Origin of the sequence: Paenibacillus durus (assembly GCF_000756615.1) — a bacterium.
GTDB classification, from domain to species: domain Bacteria; phylum Bacillota; class Bacilli; order Paenibacillales; family Paenibacillaceae; genus Paenibacillus_AQ; species Paenibacillus_AQ durus.
The window spans coordinates 3,844,876-3,869,938 of the sequence record NZ_CP009288.1 but is presented as its reverse complement, the minus strand read 5'-3'; the positions used below and the strand labels follow the sequence as shown (position 1 = coordinate 3,869,938).

General features: G+C 53.9%; 21 protein-coding genes, 1 tRNA gene and 1 pseudogene. 17 read left to right on the top strand and 6 right to left on the bottom strand.

Annotated elements, in window-relative coordinates:
• The first annotated feature begins 139 nt into the window (after nt 1–139).
• The 8 genes and pseudogenes from PDUR_RS16500 (at nt 140) to PDUR_RS30100 (ending at nt 10,024) form a co-directional block, all read left to right on the top strand.
• Nucleotides 140–3,811, top strand: coding sequence for a dynamin family protein (locus PDUR_RS16500; protein WP_052410256.1), 3,672 nt, complete (start codon nt 140–142; stop codon nt 3,809–3,811).
• 155 nt (nt 3,812–3,966) lie between these two features.
• Nucleotides 3,967–5,163 carry a formate-dependent phosphoribosylglycinamide formyltransferase gene (gene purT, locus PDUR_RS16495; protein ID WP_042207245.1) on the top strand — a complete coding sequence of 399 codons (1,197 nt, stop codon included), beginning with the start codon at nt 3,967–3,969 and terminating at the stop codon, nt 5,161–5,163.
• A complete protein-coding gene (locus PDUR_RS16490) occupies nt 5,153–5,614 on the top strand; it encodes a GNAT family N-acetyltransferase (RefSeq protein WP_042207244.1) in 462 nt (153 codons plus the stop codon). Before purT ends, PDUR_RS16490 begins: the two co-directional genes overlap by 11 nt.
• A gap of 274 nt (nt 5,615–5,888) precedes the next feature.
• Entirely contained in the window at nt 5,889–6,158 is a 270-nt protein-coding gene (locus tag PDUR_RS16485; RefSeq protein WP_042207243.1) for a hypothetical protein, read from the top strand.
• A gap of 126 nt (nt 6,159–6,284) precedes the next feature.
• Nucleotides 6,285–6,659 carry a NifB/NifX family molybdenum-iron cluster-binding protein gene (locus PDUR_RS16480; protein ID WP_042207242.1) on the top strand — a complete coding sequence of 125 codons (375 nt, stop codon included), beginning with the start codon at nt 6,285–6,287 and terminating at the stop codon, nt 6,657–6,659.
• Between the two features lie 163 nt (nt 6,660–6,822).
• Nucleotides 6,823–7,017: pseudogene (locus PDUR_RS29865) on the top strand (methyl-galactoside ABC transporter substrate-binding protein); the annotation flags it as partial.
• 118 nt (nt 7,018–7,135) lie between these two features.
• Nucleotides 7,136–9,088 (top strand): WG repeat-containing protein, encoded by a 1,953-nt coding sequence (locus PDUR_RS16470; RefSeq protein ID WP_042207239.1) that lies wholly within the window; start codon nt 7,136–7,138, stop codon nt 9,086–9,088.
• Between the two features lie 180 nt (nt 9,089–9,268).
• The gene (locus PDUR_RS30100) at nt 9,269–10,024 is read left to right on the top strand and encodes a CAP domain-containing protein (RefSeq protein ID WP_042207238.1); all 756 of its coding nucleotides are present in this window, start codon (nt 9,269–9,271) and stop codon (nt 10,022–10,024) included.
• 126 nt (nt 10,025–10,150) lie between these two features.
• Here PDUR_RS30100 and PDUR_RS16460 read toward each other — a convergent pair.
• Nucleotides 10,151–10,223, bottom strand: a tRNA-Lys gene (locus PDUR_RS16460).
• Nucleotides 10,224–10,408: 185 nt separating this feature from the next.
• Here PDUR_RS16460 and PDUR_RS16455 point away from each other — a divergent pair.
• The 6 genes from PDUR_RS16455 (at nt 10,409) to PDUR_RS16430 (ending at nt 18,780) form a co-directional block, all read left to right on the top strand.
• Complete coding sequence (locus PDUR_RS16455) at nt 10,409–11,344, top strand: GDSL-type esterase/lipase family protein (RefSeq protein WP_052410255.1); 936 nt, start codon at nt 10,409–10,411, stop codon at nt 11,342–11,344.
• An 18-nt stretch (nt 11,345–11,362) separates the two neighbouring features.
• Nucleotides 11,363–12,346, top strand: coding sequence for an ABC transporter ATP-binding protein (locus PDUR_RS16450; protein ID WP_042207236.1), 984 nt, complete (start codon nt 11,363–11,365; stop codon nt 12,344–12,346).
• Nucleotides 12,339–13,328: an ABC transporter permease gene (locus tag PDUR_RS16445; RefSeq protein ID WP_042207235.1), complete on the top strand. Its 990-nt coding sequence runs from the start codon at nt 12,339–12,341 to the stop codon at nt 13,326–13,328. Before PDUR_RS16450 ends, PDUR_RS16445 begins: the two co-directional genes overlap by 8 nt.
• 65 nt (nt 13,329–13,393) lie before the next feature.
• On the top strand, nt 13,394–15,376 hold the full coding sequence (gene parE, locus PDUR_RS16440; RefSeq protein WP_042207234.1) for a DNA topoisomerase IV subunit B: 1,983 nt from the start codon (nt 13,394–13,396) through the stop codon (nt 15,374–15,376).
• A 259-nt stretch (nt 15,377–15,635) separates the two neighbouring features.
• Nucleotides 15,636–18,077 (top strand): DNA gyrase subunit A, encoded by a 2,442-nt coding sequence (gene gyrA / locus PDUR_RS16435; protein ID WP_042207233.1) that lies wholly within the window; start codon nt 15,636–15,638, stop codon nt 18,075–18,077.
• A gap of 262 nt (nt 18,078–18,339) precedes the next feature.
• Nucleotides 18,340–18,780 (top strand): MarR family winged helix-turn-helix transcriptional regulator, encoded by a 441-nt coding sequence (locus PDUR_RS16430; RefSeq protein ID WP_042207232.1) that lies wholly within the window; start codon nt 18,340–18,342, stop codon nt 18,778–18,780.
• A gap of 135 nt (nt 18,781–18,915) precedes the next feature.
• Here the strand turns inward: PDUR_RS16430 and PDUR_RS16425 are convergent, their stop codons facing one another.
• Together PDUR_RS16425 and PDUR_RS16420 are read right to left on the bottom strand one after the other, a co-directional pair.
• Nucleotides 18,916–19,659: an RluA family pseudouridine synthase gene (locus PDUR_RS16425; protein WP_233277384.1), complete on the bottom strand. Its 744-nt coding sequence runs from the start codon at nt 19,657–19,659 to the stop codon at nt 18,916–18,918.
• A 4-nt stretch (nt 19,660–19,663) separates the two neighbouring features.
• Nucleotides 19,664–20,527: a class I SAM-dependent methyltransferase gene (locus PDUR_RS16420; RefSeq protein ID WP_042207231.1), complete on the bottom strand. Its 864-nt coding sequence runs from the start codon at nt 20,525–20,527 to the stop codon at nt 19,664–19,666.
• A 227-nt stretch (nt 20,528–20,754) separates the two neighbouring features.
• On the opposite strand from PDUR_RS16420, the gene PDUR_RS16415 reads away from it, so the two are divergent.
• Complete coding sequence (locus PDUR_RS16415; RefSeq protein WP_042207230.1) at nt 20,755–21,207, top strand: flavodoxin; 453 nt, start codon at nt 20,755–20,757, stop codon at nt 21,205–21,207.
• 1 nt (nt 21,208) lies between these two features.
• Entirely contained in the window at nt 21,209–21,922 is a 714-nt protein-coding gene (locus PDUR_RS16410; RefSeq protein WP_052410254.1) for a hypothetical protein, read from the top strand.
• Nucleotides 21,923–22,082: 160 nt separating this feature from the next.
• Here PDUR_RS16410 and PDUR_RS16405 read toward each other — a convergent pair whose 3' ends face one another.
• Both PDUR_RS16405 and PDUR_RS16400 read right to left on the bottom strand, forming a co-directional pair.
• Complete coding sequence (locus PDUR_RS16405) at nt 22,083–22,940, bottom strand: GNAT family N-acetyltransferase (protein ID WP_042207229.1); 858 nt, start codon at nt 22,938–22,940, stop codon at nt 22,083–22,085.
• Between the two features lie 70 nt (nt 22,941–23,010).
• Complete coding sequence (locus tag PDUR_RS16400; RefSeq protein ID WP_042207228.1) at nt 23,011–23,304, bottom strand: GNAT family N-acetyltransferase; 294 nt, start codon at nt 23,302–23,304, stop codon at nt 23,011–23,013.
• 258 nt (nt 23,305–23,562) lie between these two features.
• On the opposite strand from PDUR_RS16400, the gene PDUR_RS16395 reads away from it, so the two are divergent.
• Entirely contained in the window at nt 23,563–24,174 is a 612-nt protein-coding gene (locus tag PDUR_RS16395; RefSeq protein WP_042207227.1) for a 50S ribosomal protein L25, read from the top strand.
• A gap of 106 nt (nt 24,175–24,280) precedes the next feature.
• Here PDUR_RS16395 and PDUR_RS16390 read toward each other — a convergent pair whose 3' ends face one another.
• Nucleotides 24,281–25,039, bottom strand: a complete 759-nt coding sequence (locus PDUR_RS16390) for a DeoR/GlpR family DNA-binding transcription regulator (RefSeq protein WP_042207226.1) — start codon at nt 25,037–25,039, stop codon at nt 24,281–24,283.
• Nucleotides 25,040–25,063 lie beyond the last annotated feature (24 nt).

The following is a 25,063-nucleotide window of genomic DNA, read 5'->3' as shown; positions in this document are numbered from 1 at the left end:
ATACAGTTTTATTCTCTCTGCATATTTGATTTGTGCCAATCCGATGATAAAATGGAATTATTCTATTCTTATAAAAATACTTACCGGATATCGGCAGCCTGACGGATAACCATTACATATCGGCAGAGGTGGATAGCATATGGGTGCGGAGCGGGAGAGAATACAAAGCGATGTGAATACAGCTTCGAAATGGAATTTGGCAAGGCTCTCCGAGTGGGCGGAGCTGCAAGGTGACAGGGATACAGGTCGCATTTTCGCGGATTTGCTCGAAAAAGAGAAGTCCGGGGAGCTGGTCTTCGCCTTTTGCGGTCATTTTTCGGCAGGGAAATCAAGCCTGATCAATGCGCTGTGCGGCAAAGATATTCTTCCTTCGGGACCCCTGCCTACGAGCGCAAACGTCGTTTCGATTCGCTCTGGATATCCGCGAACGCTGATCTATAAAGGCAGTGGCGGGACCGGCATGGGAGAACCTATGGAAGTGTCAGCGAAGCAGCTCCGTGATTACTGCCGCCTTGGAGAAGATTACAGTGCAATCGAGGTGTGGGAGGATGTGCCGCTTCTGGGGCCGCATGGCGTGCTTATGGATACCCCTGGGGTAGATTCCACGGAGGAAGGCCATCAAAGCGCAACCCGTTCGGCGCTGCATTTGGCGGATATCGTATTCTACATTATGGATTACAATCACGTGCAGTCAGAGAATAATCTCGTCTTCGCCAAAAATTTGAGCGATTGGGGCAAGCCGCTATACCTGATCATCAACCAGATCGACAAGCATCGGGAACAGGAGATAAGCATTGAGGATTACCGGAAGCAAGTGGTAAGCGCTTTCCGGGATTGGGGCGTCAAGTTTGCCGGTCTGCTGTTCACTTCGCTGAAAGAAAAAGAGCATCCGCTGAGCCGCCTGGAAAGCCTCCCCGGGCTGATTGCTGAATTGCTGGAACGGCGGGAAGCGCTTCTGACATACAGTCTATCCCGGTCGATCGAGCATACGGCCGATGCTTACTTGTCGTCGTTCCGCGAAGAGCAGCGGGAGGAAAGGGAAGCGCTGCTTAAAGAACTTGACGGTGAAGATCCCGTTAGCCTGGAACGTGAGTTGGCAGAGATGGAAAAAGAGGAGAAGGAACTGGAAAAACTGCCTGATCTCGCACGGCATAAGCTTCGCGCCAGTCTGGACGCTCTTCTAGGAAACGCGAACCTGATGCCCGCCGATATCCGGGAAGCGATAAGCCGCTATGCCGATAGCCTTAAGCCGGGATTTCGGACGGGGCTGCTGACCACAGCGGCCAAGCGGGAGAGGGAGCGGGCAAGCCGGCTTGCGCTGCTCGCCGATGCGCTGGAGCGGCAGGTATCGGCGCAGCTTGATGGGCATGTGCTCTCGCTTCTTCGCTCATGGGGCGGGGAATTGGAGCTGTGGAGCGATGCCGACGAGCTGGAGCTGAGGAACGCTTTTCCGCAGACGGGAGCTGAGTGGCTGGCGGAAGCGGTGAAGCCGGGAACGCCCGTGGAGGGCGAGGCGCTGCTCCAATTCTGCCGCGGCCTGGCGGCGGACATCCGGAGCGGCTACCGCCGCGCCGCCCTCGGCGCAGCCGACGGGCTGCTGGCGAAGCTGCCGCCGCTCCTTGAGGCGCGGCGCGCGCAGCTTGCGCGCCGCAAGGCCGCCCGCGCCCGGCAGGCGCAAGCCGCCGCCGCGCTGGGGGCCCTTACCCGCGCGTACGAAGCCCGCGCGGCTGAACTCGCGGCGAAGCTGCCGCCGCGACGCACGCTCACCCCCGGCCTGCTGCCGGAGGTGAGCGCCCTCCCGCGGGCGGCCCGTGCCGGGGCCGCCCCGCAGGAGCGTCCGCCGCTTCGCTTGGCGGACGCAGGACCGGCCGCGCAGGGCGCTGCGGCCGGACCCGCGCCGGCGGAGGGGCGCCGGCGGCTGGGCGAAGCCGCGCAGCTGCTGGCGGGCGCGGCTTCGCTGCTAAGTGGCGAGCCGTCAATGGGGTCGGCGGCTCGCAGCCTGGCGGCGCGCGCGGCGGACCTCGCCGGCGGCCGGTTCACGCTGGCGCTATTCGGAGCATTTAGCGCCGGCAAATCCTCCTTCGCCAATGCGCTGCTAGGCGAAGAGGTGCTGCCCGTGTCTCCCCATCCCGCCACGGCAGCGGTGAACCGCATTCTTAAGCCAGAGGGACCGTTCCGGCACGCCACGGCTGAAGTGGCGATGAAGAGCAGGGAAGAGATATGGGACGATATCCGCCATTCCTTCGAAGTGCTTCAGCTCGGAGAACCGTCGCCCGGAGCTTGGGCGGACGCGGTGTCTGAGCTGCCCGCACGGGGCTTGCACCCGTCGGCGCTGCCGCATGCCGGATTCCTGAGGGCGGCGACAAAAGGCTGGAATGAGGCGGAATCTCTCCTCGGAACAGTACGGACGGTTGAGCTTGACGAGTACCGCAAGCTTGTCGCCGAAGAGAGCCGGGCCTGCTTTGTCCGGAGTATCGATCTGTACTACGCCTGCCCGCTGACGGATTGCGGAATTGTGCTGGTCGATACGCCGGGGGCCGATTCCGTGCACGCCCGGCATACCGGCGTCACCTTCGCCTACATGAAGGAAGCCGACGCGATTTGTTTCGTTACCTACTACAATCACGCTTTCTCCAAGGCCGACCGTCAACTGCTGGCGCAGCTAGGCCGGATCAGGGAGAGCGGCGCGCTGGACAAAATGTTTGTCATCGTCAACGCCTCAGACCTTGCATCGGATGAGGCTGAGCTGGCGGAAGTCAAGGAGCATGTCGCCGGCAATCTGCGCTCAGCGGGGCTGATCAACCCGCGTATTTACGCGGTTTCCAGCATGCTGGCACTGGAGGGCAAGACTGGGGGAGGCCATGCGGTATTTGAAGCCTCCCGGTTTGCAGTCTTTGAGGCGGCGCTGTGGCAATTCGCGGGTGAAGAACTGCCTGCTCTGTCGCTGAAGGCGGGGATGGACAGTCTTAGATCCGTCACCCGCCAGGCAGAGGAATGGCTGGACATGGCGCTGAAAGCCGACTCGGACTGGGACGACGAGATCCGCCGCATGGAAGAACGCCGCCGCGCAGCGGAGATAAGGCTTGCACAGCTGGAAGCCGAAGAGCGTCCCGCGCGTGAGCTGCGGCGCGAGGGAGGAGAGCTGCTGTACCATGTACATCAGCGGCTCGGGTTCTCGTTTGGCCGGATGTTTCAGGAATCCTTCCATCCGTCGCTGCTGCGGGACGATGGCGGCGGTCTGAAGGATGTCTTCGCCGCTTGCGGACGTGACTTGTGGCGCACCGCAGGCCGGGAACTGGAGTCGGAGCTGTGGGCGACGACGCTTCGGCTCACGGATGCCGGCCGCCGGCTGGTCCGTGAGGCTGCGGCGGCTGCGGCTTTCGAGCTTGGCCTGCCCCATGAACTGCCGTCTTCCAGGGTAACAGAGGATAACGCTTGGCCGGCGCCGGAAGGCCTTGAGGGCAATCTGCCTCCTGCGGATTGGGGAAGATTGTGGGGACTGTTCAAATCGCCGAAGCACTTCTTTGAAGGCGGCGGGCGGGACGCGTTAAGAAACGCGGTGGAACCGCTGCTGAAGGAAGCGCTTGCCTCGGCAGCATTGAAGCGGGAGAAACTTCTGCTGGATCATTACGAATCACTAACGCTGCAGGCACTGGCTGGAGCTTCCGAAGCGCTGAGGGAGATGATGAAAGAGCAGGAATTGGCGATGTCCGCGATGCGGAAAGGGGGTGATTCGGCGGGGCGCTGGAGCCAGCTTGTCGGCAGGCTGCGTGACCAAGAAACCGCTTTTGGCAACCTCACAAAAATTTAAAGTGTGAAGTTTGATGGAAAATGTCGAAGAATACTTGCAATCTGTCGCGTCTTGGAAGAAAATAAAGAAGCCTGAAAATTTGCAGAGAAACTGCTGCTTTTTGCATGGAAATTGCAGGAAGGAGCGGGTTTTGCCGAAAGAGGTTGAATACCGATATGTGGGGATCTCCCTATTCTGCTTACAGCCGCAAGCTGCTGCTGCTGGGCAGCGGAGAATTGGGCAAGGAAGTGATCATTGAAGCTCAGCGACTCGGCGTAGAGACGGTAGCCGTAGACCGTTACGATGGCGCTCCCGCGATGGGGGTTGCCCACCGTTCCTATGTGCTTGATATGCTGGATGGAGAAGCGCTTAAGGAGCTGATCCGCACCGAGAAGCCCGATGTTATCGTTCCGGAGATTGAAGCTATTGCCACGGACGCTCTTTTGGAATTGGAAGAAGAAGGATTTTGTGTCGTGCCGACCGCACGCGCAACCAAGCTGACTATGGACCGGGAAGGCATTCGCCGGCTGGCTGCTGAGAAGCTTGGATTTCCTACGGCGGATTACCGGTTCGCGGACAGTCTTGAAGAGCTCCGGCAGGCGGTGCAGGAGCTGGGAACGCCGTGCGTGATCAAGCCGATTATGAGCTCCTCCGGCAAAGGACAGAGTGTCTGCCGGAAACCCGAGGATGCGGACAGCTGCTGGAACACGGCCCTTGAGGGAGCCAGAGCGAAAGGAACACGGGTCATTGTGGAATCTTTCGTCGTCTTCGAGAGCGAGATTACGCTGTTGACCGTTCGCTCTTCCTCCGGGACGGTGTTCTGTCCGCCGATCGGGCATATCCAGAAGGATGGGGATTATGTGGAATCCTGGCAGCCGCATGAAATGACGGAAGAACAGCTTGCTCAGGCGCAAGATATCGCGCGTAACGTAACGGACGAGCTTGGCGGTTACGGCATCTTTGGCGTTGAGCTGTTCCTGACGAGGGAAGGCGTTCTGTTTAGTGAAGTAAGCCCGAGACCGCATGACACCGGAATGGTGACGATGGTTACTCAGGATTTGTCGGAATTTGCTCTGCATGTCAGAGCAGTTCTCGGTTTCCCGCTTGAGCCGGTGGAATTGTTGTCACCGGGAGCGTCGGCGACGCTTAAGGCCGGGAAAGATGCTGTCGGACAGGCTTATGCCGTTACCGGACTGAATGAAGCGCTGCGGCTTCCCCGCACGCAGGTCCGTGTATTTGGCAAACCGGAGGTCCGCCCGGGACGGCGGATGGCGGTCGCGCTAAGTGCGGCCGATAATGTGGAGAAAGCGCGGGCGACAGCCAAAGAGGCGGCGTCACTGCTAAAAGTGGAGGTATACAAGGATGAACAGTAGTACTCAGGCACCGGTACTGCAGATTCGCAACATCGATATGAACGATCTGGAGACAATTACGGCACTGCTGAGAGGATTCGGCTATCCGACAACCCTTAACGTGATGAAAGAGAGACTGGAGGCTGTGAAGAATGATCCGGCCTACTGCACGCTCGTTGCTGAAGTCGACGGTCAAACGGTCGGAATGATTGAACTCCGGCAGGTTATCTCCTATTGCAAGGAGCAGGAATCCGTCGCCGAGGTTACCGCCATTATTGTCGAGGAGTCTCTCAGAAGAAGCGGGCTTGGCAAACGGCTGATAGCTGCCGGAGAAGATTGGGCGCGCGGCCGTCAATGCAAGCAGATTTTCCTTAGCAGCGGCAATCGCGTCGAACGAGCGCCAGCACATGCTTTTTACCGCCATCTCGGATTCGAACAGAACGGTTATCGCTTTTGCAAATCGCTGTTTTAAATCGTTTTGAAATAAATCGTTTTACACCAAAACGTATACTTTACCGAGCATCCATCCCCATCCCGCTTTCAGCAGGGGTGGTTTTTTTATTGAGAGACAGCAAAGGTTAAAAGGATTCTTGTTTGAAATAAAGACACATCAGCCTTACAATTAAAAATGAAAGCGCATACTTTATCGTTTGCGAGGAGGAGCATCATTTTGTACTTTTAAAGGGAGGCGTAAAAAGCGGGAGCGGTCCGGCGTCGGCATACGCAATGTGGATGAGCGAATCCGTTTGTACTATGGGCGGGAATACGGCCTATCCTTCAAGAGCGAGCTTGAAGAAGGCACTGTGGTTACGGTTACTTTTCCGGCTCATGAAATCCCAATGAAAAGGATACCGGTATGGCTGACCCTGCTTCTCTTAATCCTTATGGCAGCGGCGCTGTCCTCCTGCTTGGGATCGACCCCGCCGCACATCGACGATACGGGGACGAAGCTGATTAATCTGGATAATATGCTGTGGCCGGAAAATCAGAAGCTGCTCTTCCCGTTCGTGAGGTAAATTTCATTGATAGAGTTGCAGCTTTCATGCTAGAATTTCGCTACGCAGTGCCGTGTCAAGGCGGCTGTATGCCGTGCGGAGTCAATGAACAGCTTGCAGGCGGCAATTTAGAAGGGAGAATACAGAATGTCTTACAAACTGGCGGTAGGAAGCAGCGACGGGGAGCTTGTCGATCAGCATTTCGGAAGAAGCGAGCGGTTTTATATTTATGAAGTCGGCGATGAAGGAGAATGGACTCTGCTGGAAGTCCGCGACAACGTAACCACGCGGGAAGAGGGAGAGCATCACACGGATGAACTCAGCAAGACGGTCGACATGCTCAAAGACTGCAGCAAGGTGCTTGTGCTTCAGATCGGGCCGGGAGCGCAGCAGAGGCTGAAGCAGCTCGGAATTACAGTGTATTCCAGCAGGGGGACAGTCGAGGACGCGGTCGGTAAGCTGATTGCGTTCGAGAACAAACGGAAGAACCGGACGTTTCTGGACCGTGAGCAGGCGGAATAACATTAGGCGGCCGCAGCCGTACAGGGCGGCGGAGCATAGAAAGGTTTGGGTGGACGCGAAAGTCTACCCAAACTTTTTTTTGCGTAAAAGTCCGCTCAACCCGTACAATTCCCCTTAAAAAAGCCGGTATTTGTCTGTGTAAGGAGGACAAGTCGAGGAATCAGCCAAAGGCATCGCCGAGGTGGACATCGTGGACACCCAGAACTCCCAGCCTACTCAGAACGATAAGATGGATCTGTTCCTTACCAAGAAATACAGCACCATGCTGATCAATCCGGTCGACCAAGCGGCGGGCGTCATCATCAATAAAGCAAAAGCGGCCAATACTCCGGTCGTGTTCCTGAACCGCAAGCCGCTTCCCGGACCGTCGGAATTTTTTTCGCGGATTGGGGGCGGCTTTTTGCCGTCAGCTCTCACAAAATGGGCTCCTCTCCCATATTCTATGGGCAAACGCCTTATGTCAGGGGGAGCGGAACATGTTGAAAATCGACTTACGCGGTACGCGGGAAGCAAAGAAGAATGCATGGAGGACGGCGGAAGTATGGAAATGGGACGGCAGCGGATGGAACGAGCGTATATCCCAGCCGGAGCAGGATGCTCGGACCCCGGAGATTGCCTATGCTGTTGTGCCGTCTGAACCCGGCTGGTACCGGATTGATCTCCACAGCGGGGATGTAGACGTGACCTACGGGGATGAATTTCAAGCCGATGCCGAATTGCGGGCCATTTCCCTTCACCCGGCGCCGTTTAGGCTAAATGAAGGGGTGCTTTGGGGATACATTGGCGACAATGGACGCACGGTCATTGAACCCCGCTTCGACTATGCCGAAGAATTCCAGGAGAACGGTCTTGCCGTCATTCAAAGCAAGGGTCACAGCGGCTTAATTAACACAGCGGGCAAAGAAGTCGTTAAGCCTGTGTACGCGTTTATCGGGCCTTTTGAAGAAGGACGCGCGGTCGCGAGCGACAGCAAAGGTTATTTTTTAATAGATGAGAAGGGAAAGCCTTTGACAGGACGCAGATACGACTATCTGAACTCCCTGCAGGAAGGGCGTGCGCTGTTTTACAAGCAGGTGGATGACAAATACAGATACGGCTATTTGGACCGTAACGGCCGGGAAGCCATTCCAGCCCAATACGAGGATGCGTCCGACTTTAAGGATGGAAAGGCGCTTGTTAAGGTCCAGGCGGGAGAATTTGCACTGATCGGGAAGAACGGCGAAGTCCTGCATACGTACCACTACCCTTTTGTAGGCAATCCGGGAGACGGCTTGCTTGCCTATCAGGCGGAGGAGAACGGCAGATACGGATATATCGATGAGGAAGGAAAAACGGTCATTAAGCCGCAGTTTACGACAGCGCTGCCTTTTTCGGAAGGAAGGGCGGCTGTTAACATAGCGGAGACCTATCAGAACGCCTATGGCTTGATCGATAGGAACGGGACGTTTGTCATTCAGCCTAACTACGAGTACATCCAGCAGCTCGGGGAGAACCGCGTCGCGCTCGGGACACCTCTGAAGCCGGCTGAACCGTTCCGTGGCTCCTCGTATACTATAGCCGATGCTGTAACCGGCCGGATACTTGGCGCTCATCCGCTGCGCGGAGTGAACAATTACAGTGAGGGACTCGCCTCCGTATATGATGAACAAGAGACTTATTTCATTGACCGAAGCGGAAACCGGGCAGCACAGCCGCCGGTTGTTCCGGGCTCGGGCACCCTTTCATTCAGCGGAAAACTGATCAGAGCGGACGTGGATCAGCGTACCAGTTATTATGACCGGAACGGAAGACAGGTGTGGAAGGAAAATACGCTCATTCCCCTCCGGCTTCCCTACGCCGTGGAAGAGCGGAAGTTTAAACCGGACTTCAATTACCTCGTCTACTACCCGTATGTACAAGGATTTTCCGATTCGAGTGTGTCTGCCCGGGTCAATAACAGACTGAAAGAGCTTTCGCTTGTTAATGAGGTTATCCCTGAAGATCAGCGGGATTACAGCTACACGGGTGATTTTTCCGTCTCTTTTTTCCGCAAAAATCTGCTGCAGCTTGAGTTAGACGGTTACCGCTTCCCTTATGGAGCCGCCCATGGAATGCCTACCCGTATTTTTACGCCCATCGATTTGCGGTCCGGTAAATTCTATGAACTAAAAGATTTGTTCAAGCCGGCGATCAACTACACGGATAGGCTCAGTGAAATTGTTGCCCGGCAGATCGAGAACGATCCCCAATACTCGTATGTATTTGAGGGTGCCTTCAAAGGCATAGCTCAAGACCAGCCGTTCTATGTCGACGGAGAAGCGCTCTATCTTTATTTCGCTCCTTACGAGATTGCCCCTTACGCCGCAGGCTTCCCGACCTTCCGTGTTCCTTTTGCGGAGATTATGGGCCTCATCAACACCGAGGGAGCATTCTGGCGGTCTTTTCACTAAATATAAAGGCACACGGCACTGATAAGAGATTACAAAGGCACACCTAAAATGGCAGAAATTAACGTCACATAACGGGTGAGTAGTATGTTACAATGACCAAGGAACATATTACAACTTTGTAATCTTTGCCGCTATTCTCTTATACGGCATAGAGACACAACAAGAAGAGGAGATGGCGGAATGAAGAGCAACATGGTAAAAGCACTACTAAGCGGAAGCGTAGCGGCGGTAATGGCGCTTGGCATATCCTTACCATCGCAGGCACAGGCGGCTTCGGCGCAGGTGACGGTTAAGGAGGGAATCAGCTACGAACAGCTGATGCAATATTTGCAGCGAAATTATGGTAAAACGATCCCGTCTGATCTGACAGGTATAACAGACGGTAATTGTTCCAATCCTGCCGTGGCTAAGCCGGCACCAGCGCCGGATGCAAAGCCGGTCGAGACTAAGCCGGTAGCAGCCCCGGCGGAAAAGCCGGCTGTAGCGAAACCGGCGGAAACGCCAGCCCCAGCGGCCAAGCCTGCGCCACCAGTGCAAACAGCTCCTGAGGCTGTCCAGTCTGACAAAGCTTCATTTGTCAAACAAGTAGTAGACTTGGTAAACCAGGAACGTGCCAAAGCCGGTCTTGCTCCGCTGACTGCGCTTGACAGCTTGAACAAAGTTGCGGCGGCTAAAGCGACGGATATGCGGAGCAACAACTATTTCTCGCATACGTCACCTACGTACGGTTCACCGTTTGATATGATGCGCACTTTTGGCGTTACTTATAACTATGCCGGCGAGAATATTGCAAAAGGCCAGCGTACGCCGGAAGAAGTCATGAATGCCTGGATGAACAGCCCGGGACACAAAGCCAACATTCTGAACAAAAATTTCAACTATATCGGAGTGGGCTTTGACAATTACTATTGGGCGCAGGAGTTTATCGGAAAATAATACATTCGCGTTCCCGTGTTACACGAGAGACCGTCTTTCTTCCACTGCGGAGAAGGGCGGTCTTTCTTTATTTGAAATTTGAAAAAACGAAAAGAAGCACGGGAGATTTCCTGTGCTTCTTTAATATGGGTTATGCAGGGGTCGAACCTGCGACCTGCCGATTAAGAGTCGGCTGCTCTACCAGCTAAGCTAATAACCCGTGTCAATGATTCAACGAGAAATAGTATAACTCTGATCATAGATTTATGCAAGCTTTTTTTAATATTTTTTTGATTCCCAATTAATTCCTTTATATTTCTCTGTTTTTCAGTACATTTGCAAAATAAAGATAGAAGAATTATGTTTAAATACAACACATATTATCGATCGGATGGAGGGATAGGTTTGAACGATTTCAGATGGACCTGGCGGGGTCTAAGCCTTCTGTCCATTGCGGCCACGCTGCTGCTGGTCATCGGCTTCATTTATGCAGCTAGAGATATCATGTCCCCCCGGGGAACCAGTTACTCCGCTGAGGTCCCTCAGAATACGGCGGCTCCCGCCGAAGAATCAGGCATTCTTAAGGTCGCGGCAGTCGGCGATTCGCTGGCCAAGGGTACGGGGGATAATACGGGCGAGGGCTTTGTGCGGCGGGCCGTGGCAGGTTTGTCCGCAGACGGAACGAAGACCGAGCTAGTCGGGAACCTCGGCATTAACGGCCTGACAACAGCCGGGCTGCGGGACAAGCTTAAAGAAGAAGGCGTACAGTATGTTCTCCGTCAGGCCAATATTATTCTCGTTTCGATTGGCGGCAATGATCTGTTTCAGGGAGCGCAGCGCATGCTGAACGAATCGGGGGGAGGAACAGATGAGAGCAGGGAAGCCGCATCAGGGTCTGCAGATGTTCAAGCGGGTTCCGGCGGGAGCGAAGGCGCCGCTGCGGGCAGCGCTGCGGTTCCCGGCAGCGGTTCCCCGGAGAACGCTGCGTTAAAGGATCTGACTCCTGAACAGCTGCTCAGGAGTCTTCCCGGCGCCTCAAAGCGGCTGGAGGAAGTTCTGAGCGCAATATCTGAGATCAATCCGCAGGCGCGGATTTACTATATCGGTCTGTACAATCCTTTCGGGGATCTTCGGGAGATGCTTATTCCGGGCAATCAGGCCGTCACATCTTGGAATGGTGCGGCGATGGATATCATCAACCGCAACACCGGCATGACACTTGTCCCGACTCTTGATTTGTTTAACGGCCATCTCGGCCAATATTTGTCCAGCGACCACTTTCATCCGAACGGCGATGGGTATCAGCGGATGGCGGACCGGATTGTTCAGGCGGTAAGGTAGAGGAAAGAGGTGGAATACATGATCACGCATGACAACATAAACAGCTCTGGAGCCGTCGTCTTATCCGTTAACGGGGTCCGCAAAAAAATAGGACGGAAGCGGATTATCGACAACGTTACTTTTGACGTTCGGGAAGGCGAGATTTTCGGCTTTCTCGGTCCGAATGGGGCAGGAAAGACGACCACAATCCGCATGCTCGTCGATTTGATACGGCCAAGCGAGGGTTCCATTACCGTATGCGGCTATAATGTTAACAAACAGCCTGAAATGGCGCTGCAGTATGTTGGCTCCATCGTCGAAAATCCCGAGGTTTATTCATACTTGACAGGCTGGGAGAATTTGCAGCATTTCGCGCGCATGCAGCCGGGAGTTGATGAGGAGCGGATTGCCGAGGTTGCCCGGACCGTCCGGCTTGACCAGCGTATACATGACAAGGTGAGGACTTACTCGCTTGGTATGCGCCAGCGCCTGGGGATAGCACAGGCGCTGCTCGGACGCCCGCGGCTGCTTATTCTGGACGAGCCCACGAACGGTCTCGATCCCAAGGGCATCAAAGAAATGCGGGAATTCATCCGCAAGCTGGCGGAAGAGGGAATGGCGGTGTTCGTATCCAGCCATCTGCTGAGCGAAATTCAGCTGCTCTGTGACCGCGTCGCTATTATCAGCAGAGGGCGCGTGCTGGCCGTTGGCGGCGTGAGCGAACTTGTCGCCCGCAATTCGCCTTATGTGCTGTGGGAGCTGGAGCCATACGAACGGGGCGCAGCCTTGCTGGAATCAAGAGCGGGAATCCGGCTTGCAGACCCGGCCGAGCTTGCGCTGGATGATACAGTCATTGCGAATCTGAGGAGCGGGTCCGCCGTGACGATTATGGATGACGATGCCGTACCGGATACCGTCGCCGCGCTCGTAGCCTCGGGAATTGAGGTTAGAGCCGTGCATAAAATCAACCCGACACTGGAACAGCTATTCTTGAAACTGACGGAGGGTGAGACTATTGAATAGCCTGCTGCCGCTCATCCGCAATGAGTGCATGAAAATCATTAAGAAGAAACGCTTCTATGTCATTTTGCTTATTCTGGTCGTGCTTGTTCCGATGTTCACCTATGCCCAGATGCGATCGGCTGAACGGAACAGGGAGAAGTTCAGTTCCGATTGGCGGCTGGAATTGCAGCAGCAGATTACCGATAACGAAAATTCGCTTAGCAGCAGCCGGATTCCGGAGGAGTGGAAGACGTACCGGCGAATTTTTATACAGCAGATGCAGTATTATCTCGATCATGATGTGAATCCGAACGAACCCAGCGGCGTAACCTTTACCCGCGAATTTTTGGACAATTCGATCTCATTGTTCATCCCGCTGATGATCATGGCGGTTGCTTCCGATATTGTATCCGGAGAACGAACGACGGGAACCATTAAAATGCTGTTGACCCGGCCCGTAAAGCGCTGGAAGGTGCTTATGAGCAAATTGATCGCGCTGCTGATGTTTGTGTCACTGATTATTTTATCCGCCTTTCTGGTAAGCTACCTTATCTCCGGACTGGCTTTCGGGTACGGCGGCTTTAACGCGCCAGTCTTCACCGGCTTTCAGCTTAGCGGAGACTCGGTCGATATGTCCGCGGTTCATTCGGTGCCGCAGTGGGAATATATGCTGATGCAGTGTGGTCTCATCTGGTTTGTCAGCGTAGTTGTCGCTCTGCTCGCCTTTATGGTTTCGGTGCTGTTCCGCAGTACGGCGGCAAGCATCGTCGTAATGATGGCCGCGCTGATCGCCGGCACGATCCTTACCAATATGGCATCGGCTTGGACTTCGGCCAAGTATCTGTTCATGGTTAACCTGGGCCTGACCAATTATCTGTCCGGGTCTCCGGCGCCGATTGAAGGGATGTCACTGCCTTTTTCGATTGCGGTTCTGAGCATTTGGGGGATCGTATCTATAATCATTTCATTCGCCGTCTTTACGAAAAGGGATATTTTGAATTAGAATGTACAAAGTAACCAAAACATTTGTTTGCATTTTGGGATTAGAGAAGAGAAGGGGGAACATGAATGTTCGAACAGGTCGATATGTTCGCTGGAGTCTCGAAGAACGGCGCAGCAGACCGGACTGGATACGATGCTGACGACATTCAGGTGCTTGAAGGTCTGGTTGCGGTTCGCAAACGGCCCGGCATGTATATCGGCAGTACGAGTTCCTCGGGACTACACCATTTGGTATGGGAAATCGTAGATAATGCAGTGGATGAACATCTGGCGAAATATTGCACGAAAATCGATATCGTGCTGCGCAAAGACGGCTCGGTGACCGTTACCGACAACGGCCGGGGAATTCCGACAGGCATGCACAAAACGGGCGTTCCGACGCCGCAAGTTGTATTCACCATCCTGCATGCCGGCGGCAAGTTCGGAGGCTCGGGATACAAGAAATCGGGCGGACTGCACGGCGTCGGCGCTTCGGTGACGAACGCTCTGTCGGAATGGCTTGAGGTGGAGATCTACCGGGAAGGCAAAATACACCGCCAGCGCTTTGAATATTGGGTCGGTAAAGACGGTAAAGAACATGTCGGAGAACCCGTTACGGGTCTTGAGATATTGGGCAATACGAACAAAACCGGCTCGAAAATCTCATTCAAGCCGGATATTCGCGTGTTCCAGGGAGGCATTTCGCTGAACTACGATACGCTTGCCGAACGGCTTCAGGAGATTGCATTCCTCAACTCGGGACTACGCATCACGCTGACGGACGAACGGGGCGGACGCCAGGATGAGTATTATTATGAGGGCGGAGCCAGCGAATTCGTTCGCTATCTGAATGAAGGCAAGGATGTACTGCATGACGTCATCCATTTCAGCGCCGAGAAGGATGAGATTGAGGTAGAAGTGGCGATCCAATACAACGGTGGCTATACCGAGACGATCGCGTCATTCGTGAACTCGATTCCGACCCGCAGCGGCGGTACGCACGAGACCGGATTCAAGACAGCGTATACGCGCGTCATGAATGATTACGCCCGGAGAACGGGGCTGCTGAAAGAGAAAGATAAGAATCTGGATGGCAGCGACCTACGGGAAGGCATGATGGCTGTGATCAGCATCAAAATGGCCGAGGTCGAATTCGTCGGCCAGACCAAGGACCAGCTCGGCAGCGCCTCGGCGAGAGGCACGGTTGATTTTATCGTCTCCGAGAATATGCAACGCTTTCTTGAAGAGAATCCACAGGTGGCGCAGAGTCTGCTGAGGAAATCCATCCAGGCTGCCAAAGCGCGCGAAGCGGCCCGCAAGGCGCGGGATGAAATACGCAGCGGCAAGAAGCGCAGTGAAGGCTCGAATCTGGGCGGCAAGCTGTCTCCTGCGCAATCCAAGGACTTTTCCCGCACCGAGCTGTTCATTGTGGAAGGCGATTCCGCAGGCGGCTCAGCCAAGCAGGGGCGCGATTCCAAGATTCAAGCGATTCTGCCCCTCAAGGGCAAGCCGATGAACCCCGAGAAGGCAAAATTGCCGGAAATTCTGAAGAACGACGAATACCGGGCGATCATTGCTGCCATTGGCGCTGGAATAGGCTCGGATTTCACAGTCGAAGACTGTAATTATTCCAAAATCATCATCATGACCGATGCGGACACCGACGGCGCGCATATTCAGGTGCTGCTGCTGACGTTCTTCTACCGGTACATGAAGCCGCTGATCGATGCGGGCAAAGTATACATCGCTCAGCCTCCGCTGTATAAGCTGACCCGCAAATCGGGCAAGCTGGAAACGGTCAGATACGCCTGGACGGATGAGCAGCTTCAGAACTATTTGAAAGAGTTCGGCAAGAACTTTGAGCTTCAACGCTACAAAGGGCTCGGCGAAATGAACCCCGATCAGCTGTGGGAAACGACAATGAATCCCGAGTCGCGGACCATGCTTCAGGTGCAGATTGAGGATGCCGCCAAGGCGGAGCGCCGTGTGTCTACGCTGATGGGCGACAAGGTCGACCCGCGTAAGCGCTGGATTGTCGAGAATGTCGATTTTACCGAGATTGTAGAGTAGTGACGAGACATAATATTTAAGTGTTCTCGTCACAAGGTGACGAGAATTTCGAGATTTTAGAAACTTGGCGATAAAGAGCGCAGCGGCGGAATTGTCTTGGAGGAGCGTCAGCGTTCGCCTTTGTCCCCGAATATCAACCTTTGAATAATATTAAAGATATTTGGGGACAACAGCGACCGGAAGGACAATCCGCAGCGGAGCCGCGTTAATCGTCACATTTTTTCATAAGGCGACAGTTTGAGGAACAGAAGGTGAATGCATGAGCAGTTTATCCGAACAATTTTTGCCGGCATTTCTGGAAGAGGTCGTCGGCGACCGATTCGGCCGGTATTCTAAATATATCATTCAGGACCGGGCCATTCCCGACGTCCGCGACGGACTGAAGCCCGTGCAGCGCCGAATACTGTACGCTATGTACGATTCGGGCAATACACCGGACAAACCGTACCGCAAGTCGGCCAAGACAGTCGGGGATGTGATGGGGAATTACCATCCGCACGGCGACTCGTCGATCTATGAGGGCATGGTAAGAATGGCGCAGCCTTGGAAAATGGGGCATGTGCTCGTTGACGGACACGGCAACTGGGGCTCGATGGATGATGATCCTGCGGCAGCCATGCGTTATACGGAGGCCCGGCTGTCACCGATTGCCATGGAAATGATGCGCGACATCGAGAAACGTACCGTCCTGTTCAAGGACAACTTCGACAACACGGCCAAGGAGCCGGTCGTGGTTCCGTCGCGGTATCCGAATTTGCTCGTGAACGGCACGAGCGGCATCTCGGCCGGCTTTGCCACCGAAATCCCGCCCCATAATCTGCGCGAGACTATTGATGCCTGCATCGCGGTTATGCAGAAGCCGGAGATCGAGCTGGAGGAGATCATGACCTTCATGAAAGGGCCGGATTTTCCGACAGGCGGTCTTATTATGGGCGGCGACGGAATTATGGATGCTTACCGGACAGGCAAAGGGCGCATCTACCTGCGCTCCAAGACGGAGATTGAGAATCTGCGCGGAGGCAAGCAGCAGATCGTCATTACCGAAATCCCGTTTCAGGTCGTCAAATCGCGTCTGGTTACCGCCATGGAGAATATCCGCCTTGAGAAAAAGGTTGAAGGCATAGCGGAAGTACGCGACGAAAGCGGCCGCGAAGGTCTGCGGATCGTGATCGAACTGAAGAAGGAAGCTGATGCGCAGGGGATTCTGGCCTACTTGCTCAAGAAGACCGACCTGCAGATCACCTATAATTTCAACATGGTCGCTATTGTCAATAAAGCGCCCCAGCAGCTGGGCCTTAAGGCCATCCTTGAGGCTTACATCGCCCATCAGCGTGAAGTCGTAACGCATCGTACCCGGTTCGATCTGGAGCGGGCGGAGGACCGGGCTCACGTACTGGAGGGGCTGGTCAAGGCGCTCAATATTCTGGATGAAGTAATCGCAGCTATCAAAGCATCCAAGAACCGTCAGGACGCCCAGAACAATCTGGTCTGGATGTTCGGCTTCAGCGAAAGACAAGCCGATTCGATCCTGACTCTCCAGCTGTATCGTCTGACTAATCTGGAGATCAAGACGCTGGAGAAGGAATTGGAGGAGACGCAGAAGAAGATTGCTGCCTTGCGCAGCATCCTGGAGAGCGACAAGAAGCTGATTGGCGTCATCCGCAAGGAACTGATGGAGATCCGCGATAAATACGGCATTGACCGCCGGTCCGCCATTCAGGTCGAGGTGGAAGAGCTCAAGGTCAGCATTGAGGCGCTGGTCAACGCGGAGGATGTGCTTGTAGCGCTGTCGGGGGACGGCTATATCAAACGGACAAGCATGCTATCCTTCACCCGCTCCGGCGGCGAACGGAATTCTTCCGGCGTCAAGGAAGGCGACTATATCGCCAGCCTGCTCGACGTTAATACGCGGGACAGTCTGCTGGTATTTACGCGCAAGGGGCAATATTTCCTGCTGCCCGTCCATCAGATTCCGGAGTTCAAATGGAAGGATCAGGGCACCGCGATTGTAAACGTGATCGGTCTGGGCAAGGGAGACAGCATAGCCGGAATGATACCTGTAAGCAATTTCGAAGAGCCTGACCAAAGCCTGTTCTTTATTACCCGCAAAGGACAGGTGAAGCGCACCGAGCTGAAGGAATACTTCACCAGCCGCAGCGGCGCCGTGGCGGCATGCAAGGTGGCTAAGGAGGATGAAGTGCTGTCGGTTATGCTGAGCGGTGGAGATAAAGATCTAATGCTAGTCACCAAGGAAGGAATGAGCATCCGCTTCCGCGAGAGCGAAGTCAATCCGATGGGCCGCGTAGCCGCTGGCGTAAAAGGGATTCAGCTTCGAGAAGGCGATGAGGTGATATCCTGCTTCCGCGTCTCGGACGACGAGGGAGAGGTTCTGGCTGTGACTGAACTGGGCTACGGCAAGCGCAGTCTGCTGCTGGATTATATGCCGCAGAGCCGGGGCGGCAAGGGATTGCCGACATTTGAATTCAAGGAAGGCAAGCGCGTCCGTCCGAACGGCAGCCGTATTGCCGGGGCATTTTACTGTAGAGAACCGTTTGAACTGACCGCCATTACTCGCGAAGGCGCGCTGTACCATTTCTCCTCGGAAGCCGCGCCAATCGCCGACCGGCGTTCGACCGGCAAGCTTCTTGTTCCGCTGGAGAAGAAAGACGAGATCATCAGCTTGCAAATTTCCGTGAAATAAAGCGGATTTTATCGATATCGGGAGAATCCGCAACCAAGCATCCGCCGCCTCTTTTCGACAGAGGCGGCGGATGCTTTTTTCAAAGATGCTTCAAGGGCGGCGCAGCCGTTTCTCTTGGTGGAGAAGTATACTGATTAATACATCCGTGCTGTGGGTAAAAAGTTCACGGAGTTATTTATTTTTTTCCACTTGCAGGAAAAAGAAACTCTTCCGCGAACATATCTTAATAACGGATCTTTCGCCAAGAAAGGAAGGAACAACTGTGAACTCCTTTGAATTCAGTAAAATATGGCATAAAATTCTTAAAGACTATAAGGTTCATATGGATACAAAGCTGGCTCCTACGCTTACCGACGCGCAGCTTACGGTGCTTGAATTAGTTCAGGAACGGGGAGCCGCCAAGCCTTCCGATCTGGCTCCGCATCTGGCTACCAGTCCTGCCGCGGTTACGATGCTGCTCGACCGGATGGAGCGGGGCGGACTGATTATCAGAGACAGGGATGCCTCCGACCGCCGGATCGTCTGGGTCAGCATAACCGATCTCGGCAGGAAGGAAACCGCGCGCGGCCTTAAGGTCCGCAGCGATTTTTTCGCGGAAGTGCTGGACCATATTTCGGCCCATAATCAGCAGCTTCTGCTGTATTTAATGGGTAAGCTCGTGGCTCCGGGCAATGAAGCCGCCCCTCTGGAAATGACCAGGTAACCAGGAATTAGCGGGGCAGATATAACAAAAGCAGGCCTATCCCGCAGAGGGATAGCCTGCTTCTTGCAATGGTCAGCGGAATGCTGACATGAATTTTGTGGGGGAACACCCCGCTGCGTAACAGTGTCGCTGCTTTTACCTGAGAGCCCGCTCCTGAAGCTCTTCGCTCCACAGGTCCCAAGGATATTGACGCGGAGGTAGAGAGATCAGTTCGACTTCTTGTTTAGTAACGGGATGCGGGAATCCGACAAGCGAAGACCACAGCGCGATTTGCTGTCCTGGCTTGTTGACGGACGCTCCGTATTTTTGGTCTCCGTACAGCGGACAGCCGGCATGGGCAAGCTGTACGCGAATTTGATGAGACCGTCCGGTAAGCAGGTCCACTTTTACAAGACTGAAACCTTCGGTGAAGCCAAGTACGGTATAATCCAGTATGGCTTCCTTTCCGCCAGGTGTACCTTCCCGAACAACAGTAACTGTGTTCGTCTTGGCATTTTTGAGCAGGATATTTCGCAATCGGCCGTTTTGAGCAGGCAGCCGTCCGTGTACGACGGTCAAATACACTTTGCGGAAGCTACGGCTGCGGACACTTTCCGACAATCGAGAAGCCGCCTTGGAGGTCTTGGCGAACACCATGGCTCCGCCGACGGGACGGTCTAACCGATGAACGAGGCCCATATAGACATTGCCGGGTTTATCATAGCGCCGTTTGACATCCTCTTTCAGCAGGGTGAGCAGATCGGCATCTCCCGTGGCATCCTCCTGTACGGGAATGTTAACCGGCTTAACGATTCCAAGAAGATGATTATCCTCATACAAAATCTGACAGGAACCCGGCATCTGTCCGTCTTCCTGTCCGCCGTTTACGCTCCGCACCATGGCTCTACGACTCCCAGCGGCCGAGAATGCCGCAAGGCAGATTCAGTCCGGAGGAAGTGATCGGCAGGCCGATTTCCCCGGAGCTGAGCTTGCCTCCGTAGCGCGATTTCATCGTCATGGCCAGCATGTTCTCCAGAACGGTTGGGGAAATGCCGGTCGTATAGGAATTGATGAGCAGGAAGAGCGGGTTATCACTCAAAATGCTCATGCAGCTCTCCAGAAACGGATACAAGCTCTGCTCCAGCTTCCACATCTCGCCGCCGGGTCCTCTGCCGTAGGAGGGAGGATCCATAATGATCGCGTCATACTTATTGCCCCGGCGCTGCTCGCGCTGCACGAATTTGAAGACGTCGTCGGTGATGAACCGGACCGGACGCTCTCCGAGGCCGGACAGCTGCAGGTTTTCTTTTGCCCACTGAACCATGCCTTTGGCCGCATCGACATGCACGACGGAAGCGCCCGCGCTGGCCGCCGCAACGGTGGCCCCGCCTGTATAAGCGAACAGGTTAAGCACCTGTATTTTACGTCCCGCGCCCGCAATCTTGTCCATCATCCAGCTCCAGTTGGCCGCCTGCTCCGGAAATAATCCCGTATGCTTGAAGTTGGTTGGACGAAGATGGAATCTAAGCTTGCCGTAGCTGATGCTCCAGCTATCAGGTATGCTTTTTTTCATTTCCCAGTGACCGCCGCCCGATGAGCTGCGATGATAATGTCCGTGAACATCCTTCCACCGCGAGGTTTCTTTTGTAAGCGGCCATATAATTTGCGGGTCCGGCCGCCGAAGAATGATATCCCCCCAGCGCTCCAGCTTTTCTCCGCCTCCTGTATCGATAATCTCATAATCCTTCCAGTCCCGAGCCATGTACATGTTAATCCATCCTTCAAAAATTCATTTAGCCTATATTGTACATCATTTTGCCGGTTTATAACAAACGGTTCGAGCGCTTTATCCATGAGCTATTCTGCTGCAAAATATCATTGACATTGATAATCATTATCAATAGAATGGGTTTATATCCCACACCGCTACTGGAGAAGGGATACTTTCATTGTTTTCAAAAACGGCTTTCTGTCATTTGGGGGAGGATATGGAACATGGCTAAAATATTGGTGGTATATGCCAGCCTGACCGGCAATACAGAGGAAATAGCGGAACTGATCGCGGAGGGAATCCGCCAGTCGGGAGGAGAGGCGGTCATGAAATCGGTCACCGACTGCAGCGCCTTCGATATAGCATCCTATGATGGTTCCGTGTTGGGAGCCTACACCTGGGGAGACGGAGAGCTGCCCGATGAATTCCTCGATTTCTATGAGGAGCTGGATGAAATAGATTTAGCAGGCAGAAAGACGGCCGTGTTCGGAAGCGGCGACACCGGTTATGACATCTACTGCGGTGCGGTTGACCTGATTGAGGAAAAGCTGAGGGAAAAGGGCGCCGCCATAGTACAGACGAGTCTGAAAATTGAATATGGGCCGACAGCCGTGGAGAAAGAGGATTGCCGCAAATTCGGACAGCGTTTTGCCGAGGCCTGCGTAGGGGTATCTTAAGATGAATACGGCATGCGGCGCAGTTGCTAATCCGGCCTCCCGTCTTCCAAAATTTCACGATTATATCGTAGAGCGTACGCTGCTTGATATGGCGGAGGTAAGCGCCGGCGGAAAAGAATTGCCTTTGTGGCGGCAGCAGGTGCAGTATGCGGTCGGTCATACGTTAAACGATTATTACAGCTTAACGCCCGAGGTGCGCAGGGAGACGCCTATTCAGTTTCTCCTGGAGCGCAGATGGCCTCTGCGAGTTCAACTGTTTCCTTCGCTTATGCACTATTGGGAGGTTAAAAATACGATATCCGATGCACTGGTCCGCCTAGTAAGCAGTTGTCACGAGGGAGAGATTCCGTTCATGCTGTATGAACAGTGGTATGTGCCCGTACCTGAACTGCAAATGGACTTGTCCATCATCTTTCAATTGGTCTGGCACTCCCGCAGAAGAGGCAGCGGACTGAATGTGCAGAAGTTCATGGTGTGCGGAAATGAGGAGGTTGCCCGGGGGTTCATACATATGGCCAACGTGTTCTGCCGCAAGACTTTCGGCGCGCCGCCCGAGAGCGTGGAGATTCATTATCTCATGGAGGAGGAGAGGCGCCTCTACGACGGGAATGCCTATACGCTGGAAGCCTCGCTCGATTACTTAAGGCTGCTAGCCGTATTGAATAGCGAGGGAGGCAGCGGATGCGCAGACTGTACGTCAAAGGGCGAAAGCTGAGGCAGAACCAGTAAGGACAGCTTATCAAGGCATCTCCTGATGTGACTTAGGCTGCCGCGTTGTGACACACAAGGACCCTACGGACCGTCGCCGGACCATAGGGTCTTCATGCCGCCGGTTCCCGGCGGATCTTTCACGCTTAATAGTCACTTAACCGGGTCTAGCTGATATAACGATAGTAATCCTGCTTATTGGTAATGACGAATCCGCAGCTTTCATACAGTCCGAGCGCGTTAGGGTTGTCCAGTGCGACTTCCAGGTTAATTCCGTTACCGATGCGTCTTTCCCGTTGAATCGTCTGAATAAGAGCGCTGCGTCCGATGCCTCGGCCCCGCATTCTCTCATCTACGGTGAAGGCGTAAATCCACGTTTCGTGATGTTCTGTCCACAGCCGCATTTTGCCTACGGGCTGCCCCTCAAGCTCAATAATGATATGCTCATTGCTGCTTTCCCCATCCAGTTCTTCATACATTTCTACCGCTTCTTCCAGCGTCGTATTGAAGCCCATGCTGTCGAGAACGGCGAGCAGTCTCTTCTCGTCGGCGCGGGCGGGACGAAGGATCACCATGTCATCAGGCAGGATCTTGTTCTCGAAAGCTGAACGGTCCTCAGCCTTCTCATAGTCCCATTTCATCTGGTATTCCGCATGATTGAACTCGAGCGGCAGGGTCTTCAGAAAGCCGGAGGCGGATTTGGAAGCCGCCGGCGCATTGAGCAGTATGCTCTTCGCCTTCATGCGGACGATCTGTTTATAGGCCTGCTGCCATAATGAGGTGAAGATGCCGCGCCGGCGGTAGCCGGGCCGCACCATTCCGCAAACTTCAACTTCGCCGCCGAAGCTGTACAGTCCGATAAATCCGGCCAGCAGCCCCTCTTCGTAAGTATAGAGCCACTGAGCGCCTCCAGACCCCGGTTCGCTTCGTAGCGAATCCCAGTTAAGCTTCAGCGATATGCCATCATAATCTTCGCAGCGGCGCTGCAATTCCTCTATTTCTCGTAAAATTTCCTGTGTCGCCAAACCCGTTTCCTCCTAATCATTGGAATCGCAGCCCGAGCGGACATTTCGCTGCGAATAACGGGCAGTTTGTTTAAGACAGACCGCTTCCGTTCTCATTCAGCACGTCCCCGTACTCGGGATGCTTCTTGAATTGATGCGCGGCGTAGGAGCATTGAGGGATGATCGATAGTCCCTCGTTTCTTGCTTTTTCTACAACCGCTTTGACCAGCTCTTCGCCTGCTCCCTGACCCCGCAGTTGTTCCGATACATACGTATGATCGACGATCATTGTCTTGGAATTGTCCAACTTGTATGTAATTTCAGCAAGGTCTTCTCCATCTCCGGCAATGTAAAACCGACCTTCTCCTGAAGAAATTTGCCGCATATTCATCACTCCTGTTATATGGATTACCGTTATTTTACTCTCTCTACGGGCAAAAAGCGAGTTAGACTCGAATAATATTGACCAAAGGCAGAAAATCGCGAATTTTGGATTAATTTGGGTAAAATGACAATTTTGACTCTCGTTTTCAGGAGTGCTATACTGGTTGCACAGCAAAGCAATATGGTTAGTATGAGACTGATTAGAATATAGATCTAATCGGTCTTATGTTTTTAAATCCATACTTAGGAGGAATTGGTAATGAGTGAAGCAGTACGATTGATGGAAAGAACCGGGAAGCCTGCCGCGCAGCGGAGACAGGGCCTGGTGCCTGTTGTCATCTACGGTGCGGGTTCTGAATCCCTTTCCCTTAGCGCGGATGCAAAAACGATAGACAGTATTCTGAGCAAAAATCCGCGGGCGATTGTGAAAGCGGAACTGCCGGCGTCCGGCACCAAAGATGTGATTATTCAGGGCGTACAGCGCCAGCCTTTGACCAAAAAGCTGCTGCATATCGACTTCCATGTCATTGATTTGAAAGCCGAGCTGGACACTAAGGTAGCCCTGCATTTTACCGGTACGCCGGAAGGGGTTAAAGCCGGAGGCGTGCAGACGGTCGAGCTGCATGAGCTGGATATCCGCACACTGCCGGACAAGCTGGAATCCGTATTTGAAGTGGACGTAAGCAGCTTGAATATCGGAGATCATCTGCTCGTTTCAGACCTGCCGAAGCATCCGGGATGGGAAGTGCTGACAGATCCGGAAACGCTGGTCGTTAAGATCGCGCCGCCTGCTGTCCAGGCAGAGCCTGCGGCCGAAGAAGGGGCTGCGGAACCGGCGGCCGAAGAGGTTGCCGAAGGAGCGAAAGCCTGACCTGCGGCTCGCAATTGAGATATATACAATTAAAGCGCGTCCTCTCCGGACCCGGAGGGAACGCGCTTTTGTGTGAGCAGGCGTTGATATTCGGCTTGGCTGCCTGTTATTCATCGGCTATGACAAGCTTGATATTGTTCTCCTCCGCAAACTGCTGGTAATCGCTCCCGGGCATGGTGCCGGTAACCAAATAATCGATATCTTCCAGCTTGCAGTAGGTCATGAGCGCATGCTTGCCAAATTTGTTGTGGTCTACAAGCAAGAACACTTCCCGGCAGCGTTCGACCACGATTTGCTTGATTTCGCTCTCGAGCGGAGATGAATTGGTTACGCCGCTCAAGATTGAAATGCCGGTTGAAGCCATAAACGCTTTATTAATATTGTACGCTTTCAGCAGGTCCATATTTTTGAAGCTGGCAAATGATTTTGTCTTGCGCTCCAGGACACCGCCAGTTGAAATGACATTCAAATTGCCGTAAGGCAGAGAACCAAGGATGAAGTCAAGATTGCTTGTAATAACGGTCAAGTTCAAATGCTTAATATATTCAATCATCTCAAGAGTGGTTGTTCCGGAATCAATGTATATAATATCCCCGTCAGTTACATACCCCGCAGCAGCTTTGGCAATTCTCTGTTTTTCGCTGTGGTTCTGCGACTTTCTGTCGTTAAAAGAAATGAGAGGCGGGTTTACAGCGGCTACACCGCCATACACCTTCTTAACTTCCCCTCCTTCGACCAGTTCCTGGATATCCCGTCTAATCGTATTTTTGGAAACATCGAATACAGCAACGAGTTCGTCGAGCGACACGGTGTTGTGTTCAATGATATAATCCTGAATTTGCTTAATGCGTTTGGTCTTTAGCATGTCGATCCTTCCTTAGTATATCGA